Genomic DNA, 11,690 nt, shown 5'->3' with positions numbered 1-11,690 from the left:
CGCGAGGGGTGACACATGGCTTTCTTCGGAGTCGGCGCGACCGGCACGGACAGCCCGATCGCCGCGGGCTCCGTGAAGGGGCCGCACCCCTCGTCACCCATCCCCGTGCAGGGGCGGCCGATCGGAGACGGTGTGCGCACCACCCTCGGCGAGACGGGCTTCCGCATCTTCCCGCTCATCCTCGGCGCGGCCGAGTTCGGCTGGAACGTCGACCTCGAGTCCAGCCACGAGATCCTCGACACCTACGCCGCTCTCGGCGGCAACGTCGTGCACACCGCCGACAGCTTCTCCGGAGGCCGCAGCGAGCACATCCTCGGGCAGTGGCTGCACTCCCGCGGTCTGCGCGACGACATCGTGCTGGCCGCCCGCGTCGGCGGCCACCCTGACAATCCCGGACTCGGCTCCACGAACCTGGTGCGCGCGGTCGAGGCATCCCTCACCCGGCTGCGCACCGACCGCATCGACGTGCTGTTCCTCGACGCCGCCACCGACGCCGTCACACCGTTGGAGGACACCCTCGCGACCGCCGAGTGGCTGGTCGAGTCCGGCAAGGTGCGCGCGCTCGGTGCGACCGGGTACACCCCCGCGCAGCTCGTCGAGGCCCGCATCCTCGCCTCCGCGGGCTTTCCGCGCATCACGGTGCTCGATGTGCCCTTCAACATCCTCCGCAGGCAGGACTTCGACGCCGACCTGCGGCTAGTCGCCGGAGCCCAGGGCATGGCCGTCGCCGCGTCGCACGCGCTCGAGCACGGCTTCCTGTCCGGTCGCCACCGCACCCGCACCCGCACGATGCTGTCGGTGCGCGGAGCCCAGCTGGCGGCCAACCTCAACCGTCGCGGCAACCGCACGCTGCGTGCCCTCGATGCGGTCGGCACGGAGCTGGGGGTTCCGGATGCCGCGATCGCCGTGGCCTGGCTCCTGGCCCAGCGCCTCGTCACGGCCCCCATCGTGAACGCATTCGCCTCCACGCAGGTCGAGGAGCTCGTGCAGGGCGTGGGCGTGCGCCTCAGTCGCGCCCAGCTCGCCGACATCGCCAGGGCGTCCGAGTAGTCCGAGATGTCCGAGATCCCCGGCTGTCCGGTCGGGCGCTCGGGCTCGTGACGTAGGCTGGAAAACCCCCCGGGTACTCTCCCCGACAAAGTGAGCAGGTTGTGACGCACTACATCTATCTCGTGCGCCATGGTGAGCATCAGAATGCCGAGCACGGCCTCGTCGACGGCCCCTTGTCGCCGCGCGGCCGGCGTCAGGCATCCCTCCTGGCCGACCGTCTGTCGGGTGTGCCGCTCAGCGCCGTGTGGCATTCGCCGCTCGTCCGGGCGAGCGAGACGGCCCGCGCCGTCGCCGATCGCCTGCCGGCCGTCGCGCCCGAGCCGTCGGCGCTGCTGTTCGACTGCGTTCCCACCGGACTCACCCCGGATACGCCGGCCGCTTTCGAGTCGTTCTTCGGCAGCATCACCGAGGCCGAGGTCGACGCAGGGCGCGCGCAGATGGACGACGCCGTCAACGAGTTCCTGGTGCGCAAGCCCGGCGATGTGCACGAGCTGCTGATCACGCACAACTTCGTGATCGCGTGGTTCGTCCGCGAGGTCCTGGGGGCGCCGGACTGGCGCTGGATGACGCTCAACCAGGCTCACTGCGGCTTGAGCGTGATCAGCCAGAAGCAGGGCCGACCGTGGACGCTGATCGCGCACAACGACCTCGCCCACCTGCCGGTCGAGCTGCGCACGGGCCTCCCCGAGACCCTGCCCTTCTGAGCCGGCTACAGCTCCTTGGCGTACCAGCGGGTGGCGTTGGGGTTGTCGTTGAACGGCTCGGTCGCGACGAAGCCCGTCGCGGCGTAGAGCCCGGCGGCCGCTTCGAGGGAGTGGTGCGTGTCGAGCACCAGCTCCGCGGCATCCCATTCCCGGGCACGCTGCTCGAGGTCGTCGAGCAGCAGCCGTCCCCAGCCGCGGCCGCGCGTCTCCGGGCGCAGGTAGAGGTGCTTCACCTCGTAGCGGATGCCGCGTAGGCCGTCCGCGATGCGCCGGATGCCGCCGCATCCCACCGGCCTGCCTTCGTCGTCCCCGACCACGACGAAGACACCGGCGGGTGGGGTGAACACCTCGGCCTTCGGGAAGACCGCCGTGTAGACGACGCCCTGGTCGGCGAAGCCGAGCTCGCGCGAGCCGAAGTACTCGGCGAGCAGCTCACGGGCGACGGGCGAATCGGCGGCGACGGCGGAGAGCGAGACCATCCCCCGAGCGTACTGCGGCGGCAGTGCGCACCCCTTTCGTCCTCGACCGGTCGCGACTCGCCGCGTCTGCGCGAGGGCGTGCGGCGAGTCGCGACCGCTCGACGGGTCGCCGGCGCCTCGCCGCGACTCTGGGCGGGGATGCGGGGCCGGACGCCTAGGCTGGACGCATGACGACACGCGTGGCCATCGTCGGCGGCACCGGCAAGCTCGGAGGCATCATCCGCGACGTGGTCGAGGCCGAGGACGGCTTCGAGGTGGCCGCCGTCCTCACCTCCCGATCCGATCTGGCGGAGCTCGAGGGCGCGGACCTCGTGGTCGACGCGAGCGTGCCGTCGATCTCGATCGACGTCGTCCGCGCGGCGGTCGAGCGCGGCATCCCGATCGTCGTGGGGACCTCCGGCTGGTCGGCCGAGCGCATCGCGCTCGTGCGCCCGCTCGTGGAGGCCGCCCGCACCGGCGCCGTCTTCATCCCGAACTTCTCGCTCGGCTCCGTGCTGGGCTCGGCCCTGGCGGCGGCGGCGGCGCCGTTCTTCCCCTCGGTCGAGATCGTCGAGGCCCACCGCGAGACCAAGGTCGACTCGCCCAGCGGCACGGCCGTGCGCACCGCCGAGCTCATCGCCGCGGCCCGCTCCGGCGTCGGCCCGGTCGAGTCTCCGCACGTCGATCAGCGCGCCCGCGGCCAGCAGGTCGCGAGCGTGCCGATTCACTCGCTGCGCCGCCCCGGCGTGGTCGCCCGCCAGGAGACGATCCTCTCGGGCGCGGGGGAGTCGCTCACGATCGTGCACGACACCGTCGACCCCGCCGCGGCGTACACCCCCGGCATCCGGCTCGCCCTGCGGGCCGCACGCGACGTGCGCGGGGTGGTCGTCGGACTCGACAGCTTCCTCGACATCGGCCTCCGCACGCCCTCCACGGGGGCGGGCAGCCCGGTCGCCGAGAACGACGTGCCCGGCCAGGTCGCGCGCACCACGGGCCTATGAGCGCGCGGATCGGCGTCGCCGTGATGGCGGTGCTGCTCCTGGTGTACATCGTGCTGGTGGGTCAGCGCGCGTGGCTGCTGCTGATCAGCGGCGAGCCGATCGGCGTCGCGATGGGCGCTGCGCTGGTCGTGCTGCCGATCGTGGCGGCGTGGGCGCTGGGGAGGGAGCTGTGGTTCGGGTTCCGGGCCGAGCAGCTCGGCCGACGACTCGAGGCCGAGGACGCGCTGCCCGCCGACGATGTCGCGGTGCGCCCGAGCGGGCGCGTGATGCGCGCGGACGGCGACGCGGTGTTCCCCGCGTACAAGGCCGAGGTCGAGGCGTCCCCCGAGTCGTGGCGGGCGTGGTACCGGCTGGCGCTCGCCTACGACGCCGCCGGCGACCGCAAGCGCGCGCGGGCCGCGGTGCGCACGGCGATCACGCTCGAGGGCAGGGAACGCCGCGGGTCCCGCTGACCCGCAGCCGAAGCCCCGCGATCGACGCGGAGCGACCCTCGGCAGCCCGTCAGTCGCTCGCGAGGGCGGCGTCGACGGCGGATTCGACGGTGGGATGCCGCCACTCGAACCCGCTCGCACCCAGCACGTCGGGTGCGACGTCGGCGTCGGTGGTGAGCAGGGCCTCGGTGGCGTCGCCGCCGAGCGCGAGCCTCATGCCCCATACGGGCGCCCGCACGACGTACGGCCGGTTCATGCGCACCGCCAGCGCGAAGCCGAGGTCGTTGGCGGTCGCACGGTCGCGTCCGGTGAGATTGACCGGACCGCTGAGGCCGGCGTCGATCACGTGCCGGATGGCGCGCACCTCGTCGTCGAGCGAGATCCACGGCCACACCTGCCGGCCGCTGCCGATCGGACCGGACACCCCGAGGCGGGTGAGCAGCATGAGCGGCTTCAGCACGCCGTCGCGATGCACGACCGGAGCGGTGCGCAGCAGCGCGACGCGGGCGTCGTCGCCGGCGGCCAGGGCGGCGGTCTCCCATTCGCCGCACACGTCGGCGAGGAACGTCTCGCCCCGCGGCGAGGTCTCGGTCAGCCGTGCGCCCGGCGCTGAGCCGTAGTAGCCCACCGCCGACGCGGAGACGAGCTGCGGAGCATCCGTCCCCATCGCCCGGACCGCGCGGGCCAGTGCGCGCGTGGGCGTGATGCGCGACCACAGCAGCGTGCTCTTGTACCGCGGCGTCCACGGGAAGCGGCCGATGCTCGCGCCGTTGAGCCCGACCACGGCGCGCGCGCCGACGAGGACGTCCGGGTCGAGCGGGGTGTCGTCGGCGAGCCACTCGACCTCGTCGGCCGTCTCGGGGGCGCGGCGCACGAGCGTCGTCACGGCGATCCCGTCGGCGCGGAGCGAAGCGACCAGCGCGCGGCCGATGAGGCCCGACGCGCCGGCCACCACGACGCGGGCGTCAGGCAAGCGTCGCCTCGAGGGTGATCTCGATGCCCGCGAGCGCCTGCGACACCGGACAGTTCGCCTTGGCGTCGGCGGCGATGCGGTCGAAGTCCTCGCGCGAGAGACCCGGCACGACGGCGTTCACGTTGAGGTGGCTGCCGGTGATGCCGGTGCCCGGCTTGAACGTCACCGACGCGGTGGTGTCGATCGACTCGGGCGGGGTGCCGTTCTCGGTGAGCGCGTGCGAGAAGGCCATGCTGAAGCAGGCGGCGTGCGCACCCGCGAGCAGCTCCTCCGGGGTCGTGACCGAGGTCGATCCCTCGCTGCGCGCCTTCCAGTTCACGTCGAAGGTGCCGGCGCCGGAGGAATCCAGCGACACCGTGCCCGAGCCCTGGGCCAGCGTGCCCTTCCACCGGGTGGTCGCTTCACTCGTCACGGTCATGGCAGCCTCCGTCGGTCTCCGGGCGCCGGTGCGGCGCCTCGCGGCCAGCCTAACCGCGTGCGCCGACGGGCGGGAGGGGAGCGGATGCCTCGGCGCGAACGGGCCCCGCAGCGTGGACCGGGCGCTCAGACGCCGGTCGGGGCGGTGGTGAGCCGGGCGAGCTCGAGCTCGAGCACGTCGCGACTGGGCACACCGCCGAAGCGGGTGCGGATCACCCCGTCCCGGTCGAGGATGAGAGTCGTCGGGGTCTGCAGCACGTGGAAGTGCTTGGCGATGTCGGGCCGGTGCGTGAGGTCGACGTCGAGGTGGCGCACGCCGTCGTGGCTGTCGGCGAGCTCCGCGAGCTGGCGGTGCACGCCGGGACAGCGGGCGCACGTCTCGGTGCTGAACTGCAGCAGCGTCGCGGCTTCGCCGAGCCCGTCGGCGCCGAGACGCTGCGGCTCGACGATCTCGTGCCCGGTCTGGCGCTGCGGGCGCCGCCCGCGCCACTGCAGGTAGCCGCCGACGCCGACCGTCACCGCGAGGAGCGCGGTGAGAGCGATGAGGGCGTCGACGAGGGTCACAACCGATCAGACTATCTGCTTTCTGCTGAATGGATCCCCCTCGAGAGCGCCGATGCCGGCGGTGTCGCCGAGCCGGGAGGGGATGGCCGCCGGTATCGTGTCGGATGTGACGACGCCGACCCCCTACGAGGACCTTCTCCGCGACGTGCTCGAGCACGGCACCCGCAAGGGCGACCGCACCGGGACGGGAACGACCAGCGTGTTCGGGCGGCAGATCCGGTACGACCTCGCCGAGGGCTTCCCGCTCATCACCACCAAGCGGGTGCACTTCAAGTCGATCGCGCTCGAGCTGCTGTGGTTCCTGCGCGGCGAGTCGAACGTCGGCTGGCTGCGCGAGAACGGCGTCACGATCTGGGACGAGTGGGCGGATGCCTCGGGCGAGCTCGGTCCCGTCTACGGCGTGCAGTGGCGCTCGTGGCCGACGCCCGGCGGCGACACCATCGATCAGATCTCCGAGGTGGTCGAGCAGATCCGCACGAATCCCGACTCGCGGCGGCTGATCGTGTCGGCGTGGAACCCCGCCGACATCCCCGACATGGCCCTCGCCCCCTGCCATGCCCTGTTCCAGTTCTACGTCGCCGACGGCAAGCTGTCGTGCCAGCTCTACCAGCGCAGCGCCGACATGTTCCTCGGGGTGCCGTTCAACATCGCCTCCTACGCACTGCTGACGATGATGATCGCCCAGCAGGTCGGCCTCGGGCTGGGCGAGTTCGTCTGGACCGGCGGCGACTGCCACATCTACGACAACCACCTCGACCAGGTGCGCGAGCAGCTCAGCCGCGACGCCTATCCGCTTCCCACGCTGCGCTTCGCGCGCACGCCCGAGTCGATCCTCGACTACCGCTTCGACGACTTCGTGGTCGACGACTACCAGCACCACCCGGCGATCCGCGGCGTGGTCGCGGTATGACCCAGCGCGTCGGGCTGGTCTGGGCCGAGGCCGACGGCGGCGTCATCGGCGCCGACGGCGGCATGCCGTGGCACGTTCCGGAGGACCTCGCGCATTTCAAGGAGGTCACCCTCGGCGCCGCGGTCGTGATGGGACGGCGCACGTGGGAGTCGTTCCCCGAGCGGTTCCGTCCCCTCCCGGGCCGCCGCAACATCGTCGTCACGCGCACGGAGGGCTGGTCGGCCGAAGGGGCCGAGGCCGCCGCGTCCCTCGACGACGCCCTCGCCCTCGCCGGCGACGGGCGCGTCTGGGTGATCGGCGGCGGCGCGCTCTTCCGCGAGGCCGTCGACGGCGCCGACCTGCTGGAGGTGACCGAGCTCGACCTCGACGTGCCCGGCGACACCTTCGCGCCGTCACGCGCGGGCTGGTCGGTGCGCGCCAGCGACCCGGAGCACGGCTGGCACACGTCGAGCCGAGGCATCCGCTATCGCTTCCTGCGGATGGAGCGCTGATGGTCGCGGCACTCGTCACCGGCGCGAGCTCGGGGCTCGGCGCGGAGTTCGCCGCGCAGCTCGCCGCCCGGGGGGCCGACGTCGTGCTCGTGGCGCGCACCCGCAGCGCCCTCGAGACCGTGGCGGCCGACCTCACCCAGCGGTACGGCGTGCGGTGCGAGGTGCTCGTCGCCGATCTGGCGAAGCCGAAGGATCTCGTGAAGGTCGCCGAGCGGGTGGGCAGCCGCGACGAGCCGATCGAGGTGCTGGTCAACAACGCCGGCTACGGACTGCCGCTCGCCTTCGACGAGAACGACGTCGAGGTCGAGGCGCGACACCTGCGCGTGCAGGACGAGGCTCCGCTGCGGCTCATGCACGCGGCGCTGGGAGCCATGCTCGAGCGGGGGCACGGCCGGATCGTCAACGTCGCCTCGATCGCCGCGTTCATGCCGCGCTCCACCTACGGCGCGGTCAAGGCGTGGATCGTGCAGTTCAGCCGGTGGGCGAACGTCGTCTACACCCCGCGCGGGGTCACCGTCACGGCGGTGTGCCCGGGCTTCGTGCACACGAACTTCCACGAGCGGCTCGGACTGCCGCCGGGGGAGGAGGGCATCGCCGAGTGGATGTGGCTGGATGCCTCGTCGGTGGTCGCCGAGGCGCTGCGGGATGCCGCGCGCGGCCGGTCGGTGTCGATCCCGTCGCTGCGCTACAAGGCGCTGGCGAGGCTCCTGCCGCTGCTGCCGGACCGGATCACCGCGCACCTGGGAATGCGCGGCCGCTGAGGCCCCGTCGCCGGGCTCAGCTCACGCGTCCGAGTCGGATGGCGGCGTAGAACAGCGCGGCGACCGTCTCGCCGTCGGTGATCGTGCCGGCGGCGATCAGCGCGATCGCCTCGGCGAACGGCACCCACCGCACATCGTCTATGCCCTCCTCCCGCTGGCTGTGCGCCGCATCCGTCACCGGGCGGAGCCGGCGCGCGAGGAACACGTGCTCCGGAGCGTCGGCGATGCCGTTCAAGGCGTTCATGTCGCCGAGATGCGTCCATTCGTCGGCCTCGACGGCCGCCTCCTCGCGCAGCTCGCGCCGCGCGGCCACGAGCGGATCCTCGCCGTCCGACCCGCCGGCCGGCACCTCCAGTGAGCGTCCGACCGTATAACGCTCCATCGACACGAGGCACACCCTGTCGTCCTCGTCGACGGCGACGATGAACACGGCCGGGTTGCGCATCTCGACGACCCCGTAGATGCCGTCGCCGTGCGGTCCCGTGACCTGGTCTTCGCGTACGCGGATCCAGGGGTTCTCGTACACCGTGCGCGTGCCGCGGGTCTCCCAGCTCATGCCGCCCACCCTACGGCCGGCGCTGCGCCGCACGGCGCGTGAGCGCCCCGCGAACCGCTAGCCTGAAACCATGACGCACGCGGGCAATCCTTTCGGTCAGGTGCTCGTCGCGCTCGTCACCCCGATGACGGCCGACGGCGAGGTCGACTGGGCCGCCACCGAGAAGCACATCGACGACGTCATCTCCGCCGGTGCCGACGGGATCGTCGTGACCGGCACCACGGGCGAGACCTCCACGCTCACCGACGCCGAGAAGATCCGCCTCGTCGAGGTCGGCAAGAGCGTCTCGGCGGGCCGCGCCAAGATCATCACCGGCGGCGGATCGAACGAGACCGCCCACGCGATCGAGCTGTACAAGGCCAGCGAGAAGGCCGGCGCCGACGGCATCATGATCGTCACGCCGTACTACAACAAGCCGACGCAGGCGGGCATCCTCACCCACTTCCGGCTCGTGGCGGACGCGACCGACCTGCCGGTCATCCTCTATGACATCCCCGGCCGCACCGGTGTGCCCATCCAGTACGAGACGATCCTGCGCCTCGCGAAGCATCCGAACATCCTCGCCGTGAAAGACGCCAAGGGCGACTTCAGCGAGGTCAGCCGCGTGCTCAACCAGACCGATCTGATGTACTTCTCCGGCGACGACGCCAACGTGCTGCCGCACCTCGCGATCGGCGCCTCGGGTCTCATCGGCGTGACGGCCAACATCGCCCCCGCGCCGTACCGCGCGATCGTCGACGCCGTCAACGCCGGCGACCTGAAGACGGCGACGGCCGAGCACCAGCGCCTCGAGCCGCTCGTGCGCGCCGTCATGACCCACGTGCCCGGCACCGTGTCGGCGAAGTACATCCTGCACGGCCTCGGCCGCATCGGCAGCCCGCGCGTGCGCCTGCCCCTCGTCGGCCCCGAGGAGTGGGAGGCCGCCAAGATCGAGGACGAGCTCGCGCTCGTCGCCGGCGTCCCGGGCGCCGATTTCTCCAACTTCCGTCCCGACCGCAACGCGGCCGCGGGCGGCGCGCTGCCGAAGGTCTCGGGCACGACCCGCTGACACACACCTGAACAGAACGGATGCCGGTGCTCCCGGCATCGCGAGGAGGCACCCCATGCCCACCACCGTGTACGACCCGCCTGCCCTCGCCCCGCAGACGCTGCGCGTGACCCCGCTCGGCGGTCTCGGCGAGGTCGGCCGCAACATGACCGTCTTCGAGTACGAGGGCAAGCTGCTCGTGGTCGACTGCGGAGTGCTGTTCCCCGAGGAGCACCAGCCCGGCGTCGACCTGATCCTCCCCGACTTCGAGCCCATCAAGCACCGGCTCGACGACATCGTCGGCGTCGTGCTCACTCACGGCCACGAGGACCACATCGGCGCGGTGCCGTATCTGCTGAAGCTGAAGTCCGACATCCCCCTGATCGGATCCGGGCTCACCCTCGCCCTCGTCGAGGCCAAGCTCAAGGAGCACCGCATCAAGCCCTTCACCCTGACGGTGAAGGAGGGCGACCACGAGCGCCTCGGGCCGTTCGACCTCGAGTTCGTGGCGGTCAACCACTCGATCCCCGACGCGCTCGCCGTGGCGATCAAGACCCCGGCGGGTCTGGCGCTGGCGACCGGCGACTTCAAGATGGACCAGCTGCCGCTGGACGGCCGCCTCACCGACCTGCGCGCGTTCTCACGCCTCGGCGAGGAGGGCGTGGACCTGTTCCTGGTCGACTCCACCAACGCCGACGTGCCCGGGTTCACGCCACTGGAGCGCGAGATCGGCCCGGTGCTCGACCAGGTCATCGGCCGGGCGCCCCGGCGGGTCATCGTGGCGAGCTTCTCCAGCCACGTGCACCGCGTTCAGCAGGTGCTGGATGCCGCGCACGCCCACGGCCGCCGCGTGGCGCTCCTCGGCCGCAGCATGGTGCGCAACATGGGGATCGCCGCCGATCTCAGTTATCTCAACGTGCCCGAGGGGGTGCTGATCGACTACAAGAAGGCGCGCGACCTGCCCGACGACCAGATCGTCTACATGTCGACCGGCTCGCAGGGCGAGCCGATGGCCGTGCTCAGCCGCATGGCCAACCTCGACCACGAGATCGAGCCCGGTCCGGGCGACACCGTCATCCTGGCCTCCAGCCAGATCCCCGGCAACGAGAACGCGATCTACCGCGTGATCGACGGACTCACCAAGCTCGGCGCCACCGTCGTGCACAAGGGCAACGCGAAGGTGCACGTCTCCGGGCACGCCGCGGCCGGCGAGCTGCTGTACTGCTACAACATCCTCAAGCCCAAGAACGTGCTGCCCGTGCACGGCGAGTACCGGCACCTGATCGCCAACGCCAAGCTCGCCCAGGACACCGGGATCCCCGCGGATCGCACCATCATCGGCGAGAACGGCACGGTCATCGACCTCGCCGGCGGAGTGGCGCAGGTGGTCGGCCAGCTCGACCTCGGCTTCGTCTACGTCGACGGGTCCACGGTCGGCGAGATCACCGACGCCGACCTGAAGGACCGCCGCATCCTCGGCGAGGAGGGCTTCATCTCGGTCATCGTCGTGGTCGACTCGGTCACCGGCAAGATCATCACCGGGCCCGACATCCACGCCCGCGGCTTCGCCGAAGACGACGCCGTGTTCGATGCGGTCAAGCCCAAGATCGCGGCCGCGCTGGCCGAGGCGGCCAAGTCGGGCGTGCGAGACACGCACGCGCTGTCGCAGGTCGTGCGCCGCACGATCGGGCGCTGGGTCAACCAGTCCCTGCGCCGCCGTCCGATGATCATCCCGCTGGTCATCGAGGCGTGAGCCGAGCCGGCTGACCCGCAGAGTATCGAGGAGGAGCGGCAGGTGCCCGTCTCATTCCGGATGCGCGACGCCGTATCGGCGGACGGCGCGTTCCTCGGCGACATGGCCGTCGAGGCGGCGAACTGGCGCTCGGGTGCGCCGCGGCCACGCCACGAAGTGCTCGGGAGTCCGGAGTACAGCCGGTTCATCGCCGGCTGGATGCGTCCGGGCGATGCCGGCTGCATCGCGGTCGACCTGCACGGTCAGCCGATCGGGGCCGCCTGGTATCGGATGCTGCCGCGCACCGATCCCGGATTCGCCTACGTGGGCACCGGAGTGCCGGAGCTCGTGATCGGAGTGCGTCCGATCTGGCGCGCCCACGGTGTCGGCCGAGCTCTGCTGCAGCGGCTGGCCGACGGTGCGCGCGCCGCGGGTTTCGGTCGCCTGAGCCTCAGCGTGGAGCGCGGCAACTTCGCCGCCACGCTCTACCGCAGCGAGGGCTTCGCGGTGGTGCGCAGCGGCGTCGGGCGCGACGTCATGGTCAAACGTCTGCGCTGACCGACCGCTCTCGCGCCGCGTCGCTCCCGCGCGATGGGGGTGGGGCGCCGTAGCGTG

15 protein-coding genes are annotated in these 11,690 nt (G+C 71.8%); 10 read left to right on the top strand and 5 right to left on the bottom strand.

What is annotated here, in order from left to right:
* Positions 1-15: 15 nt before the first annotated feature.
* Positions 16-1,050 carry an aldo/keto reductase gene (locus ACSJDX_RS14340; protein ID WP_438353316.1) on the top strand — a complete coding sequence of 345 codons (1,035 nt, stop codon included), beginning with the start codon at positions 16-18 and terminating at the stop codon, positions 1,048-1,050.
* Between the two features lie 101 nt (positions 1,051-1,151).
* Positions 1,152-1,754: a histidine phosphatase family protein gene (locus ACSJDX_RS14335; protein ID WP_438353315.1), complete on the top strand. Its 603-nt coding sequence runs from the start codon at positions 1,152-1,154 to the stop codon at positions 1,752-1,754.
* Between the two features lie 5 nt (positions 1,755-1,759).
* Here ACSJDX_RS14335 and ACSJDX_RS14330 read toward each other — a convergent pair whose 3' ends face one another.
* Entirely contained in the window at positions 1,760-2,233 is a 474-nt protein-coding gene (locus ACSJDX_RS14330) for a GNAT family N-acetyltransferase (protein ID WP_438353314.1), read from the bottom strand.
* A 167-nt stretch (positions 2,234-2,400) separates the two neighbouring features.
* On the opposite strand from ACSJDX_RS14330, the gene dapB reads away from it, so the two are divergent.
* Positions 2,401-3,213, top strand: coding sequence for a 4-hydroxy-tetrahydrodipicolinate reductase (gene dapB, locus ACSJDX_RS14325; protein ID WP_438353313.1), 813 nt, complete (start codon positions 2,401-2,403; stop codon positions 3,211-3,213).
* The gene (locus ACSJDX_RS14320; protein ID WP_438353312.1) at positions 3,210-3,665 is read left to right on the top strand and encodes a hypothetical protein; all 456 of its coding nucleotides are present in this window, start codon (positions 3,210-3,212) and stop codon (positions 3,663-3,665) included. Before dapB ends, ACSJDX_RS14320 begins: the two co-directional genes overlap by 4 nt.
* A gap of 49 nt (positions 3,666-3,714) precedes the next feature.
* On the opposite strand, the gene ACSJDX_RS14315 is transcribed toward ACSJDX_RS14320, so the two are convergent.
* The 3 genes from ACSJDX_RS14315 to ACSJDX_RS14305 all read right to left on the bottom strand — a co-directional run bounded on the left by ACSJDX_RS14315 (position 3,715) and on the right by ACSJDX_RS14305 (position 5,598).
* Positions 3,715-4,617, bottom strand: coding sequence for a TIGR01777 family oxidoreductase (locus tag ACSJDX_RS14315; RefSeq protein ID WP_438353311.1), 903 nt, complete (start codon positions 4,615-4,617; stop codon positions 3,715-3,717).
* On the bottom strand, positions 4,610-5,035 hold the full coding sequence (locus tag ACSJDX_RS14310) for an OsmC family peroxiredoxin (protein ID WP_438353310.1): 426 nt from the start codon (positions 5,033-5,035) through the stop codon (positions 4,610-4,612). Before ACSJDX_RS14310 ends, ACSJDX_RS14315 begins: the two co-directional genes overlap by 8 nt.
* A 125-nt stretch (positions 5,036-5,160) precedes the next feature.
* Entirely contained in the window at positions 5,161-5,598 is a 438-nt protein-coding gene (locus tag ACSJDX_RS14305) for a TlpA family protein disulfide reductase (RefSeq protein ID WP_438353309.1), read from the bottom strand.
* Positions 5,599-5,680: 82 nt separating this feature from the next.
* Between ACSJDX_RS14305 and ACSJDX_RS14300 the strand changes: the two genes are divergently transcribed.
* The 3 genes from ACSJDX_RS14300 to ACSJDX_RS14290 are packed head-to-tail and all read left to right on the top strand — an operon-like array spanning position 5,681 to position 7,760.
* A complete protein-coding gene (locus ACSJDX_RS14300; RefSeq protein ID WP_438353308.1) occupies positions 5,681-6,508 on the top strand; it encodes a thymidylate synthase in 828 nt (275 codons plus the stop codon).
* Complete coding sequence (locus ACSJDX_RS14295) at positions 6,505-6,999, top strand: dihydrofolate reductase (RefSeq protein ID WP_438353307.1); 495 nt, start codon at positions 6,505-6,507, stop codon at positions 6,997-6,999. Before ACSJDX_RS14300 ends, ACSJDX_RS14295 begins: the two co-directional genes overlap by 4 nt.
* The gene (locus tag ACSJDX_RS14290) at positions 6,999-7,760 is read left to right on the top strand and encodes an SDR family NAD(P)-dependent oxidoreductase (protein WP_438353306.1); all 762 of its coding nucleotides are present in this window, start codon (positions 6,999-7,001) and stop codon (positions 7,758-7,760) included. Before ACSJDX_RS14295 ends, ACSJDX_RS14290 begins: the two co-directional genes overlap by 1 nt.
* 16 nt (positions 7,761-7,776) lie before the next feature.
* On the opposite strand, the gene ACSJDX_RS14285 is transcribed toward ACSJDX_RS14290, so the two are convergent.
* Positions 7,777-8,316, bottom strand: coding sequence for an NUDIX domain-containing protein (locus tag ACSJDX_RS14285; protein WP_438353305.1), 540 nt, complete (start codon positions 8,314-8,316; stop codon positions 7,777-7,779).
* A gap of 70 nt (positions 8,317-8,386) precedes the next feature.
* On the opposite strand from ACSJDX_RS14285, the gene dapA reads away from it, so the two are divergent.
* Genes dapA through ACSJDX_RS14270 form a run of 3 tightly spaced genes read left to right on the top strand, consistent with a single transcriptional unit; the run spans position 8,387 to position 11,633 of the window.
* Positions 8,387-9,364, top strand: a complete 978-nt coding sequence (gene dapA, locus ACSJDX_RS14280; RefSeq protein WP_438353304.1) for a 4-hydroxy-tetrahydrodipicolinate synthase — start codon at positions 8,387-8,389, stop codon at positions 9,362-9,364.
* Positions 9,365-9,419: 55 nt separating this feature from the next.
* Positions 9,420-11,096 (top strand): ribonuclease J, encoded by a 1,677-nt coding sequence (locus ACSJDX_RS14275; protein ID WP_438353303.1) that lies wholly within the window; start codon positions 9,420-9,422, stop codon positions 11,094-11,096.
* 42 nt (positions 11,097-11,138) lie between these two features.
* Positions 11,139-11,633 carry an N-acetyltransferase family protein gene (locus ACSJDX_RS14270; protein WP_438353302.1) on the top strand — a complete coding sequence of 165 codons (495 nt, stop codon included), beginning with the start codon at positions 11,139-11,141 and terminating at the stop codon, positions 11,631-11,633.
* The last annotated feature ends 57 nt before the right edge of the window (positions 11,634-11,690 follow it).

The sequence above is a fragment of the Microbacterium fluminis genome (genome assembly GCF_051549805.1).
Lineage (GTDB): Bacteria > Actinomycetota > Actinomycetes > Actinomycetales > Microbacteriaceae > Microbacterium.
This window is presented reverse-complemented; position numbering and strand designations above follow the sequence as displayed.

What these genes read in the sequence shown, in the direction of transcription:
- ACSJDX_RS14295 (WP_438353307.1), top strand. Translation starts at nt 6,505, where the DNA reads ATGACCCAGCGCGTCGGGCTGGTCTGGGCCGAGGCCGACGGCGGCGTC.
- dapB (WP_438353313.1), top strand. Translation starts at nt 2,401, where the DNA reads ATGACGACACGCGTGGCCATCGTCGGCGGCACCGGCAAGCTCGGAGGC.
- ACSJDX_RS14310 (WP_438353310.1), bottom strand. Translation starts at nt 5,035, where the DNA reads ATGACCGTGACGAGTGAAGCGACCACCCGGTGGAAGGGCACGCTGGCC.
- ACSJDX_RS14285 (WP_438353305.1), bottom strand. Translation starts at nt 8,316, where the DNA reads ATGAGCTGGGAGACCCGCGGCACGCGCACGGTGTACGAGAACCCCTGG.
- dapA (WP_438353304.1), top strand. Translation starts at nt 8,387, where the DNA reads ATGACGCACGCGGGCAATCCTTTCGGTCAGGTGCTCGTCGCGCTCGTC.
- ACSJDX_RS14340 (WP_438353316.1), top strand. Translation starts at nt 16, where the DNA reads ATGGCTTTCTTCGGAGTCGGCGCGACCGGCACGGACAGCCCGATCGCC.
- ACSJDX_RS14300 (WP_438353308.1), top strand. Translation starts at nt 5,681, where the DNA reads ATGGCCGCCGGTATCGTGTCGGATGTGACGACGCCGACCCCCTACGAG.
- ACSJDX_RS14275 (WP_438353303.1), top strand. Translation starts at nt 9,420, where the DNA reads ATGCCCACCACCGTGTACGACCCGCCTGCCCTCGCCCCGCAGACGCTG.
- ACSJDX_RS14320 (WP_438353312.1), top strand. Translation starts at nt 3,210, where the DNA reads ATGAGCGCGCGGATCGGCGTCGCCGTGATGGCGGTGCTGCTCCTGGTG.
- ACSJDX_RS14330 (WP_438353314.1), bottom strand. Translation starts at nt 2,233, where the DNA reads ATGGTCTCGCTCTCCGCCGTCGCCGCCGATTCGCCCGTCGCCCGTGAG.
- ACSJDX_RS14290 (WP_438353306.1), top strand. Translation starts at nt 6,999, where the DNA reads ATGGTCGCGGCACTCGTCACCGGCGCGAGCTCGGGGCTCGGCGCGGAG.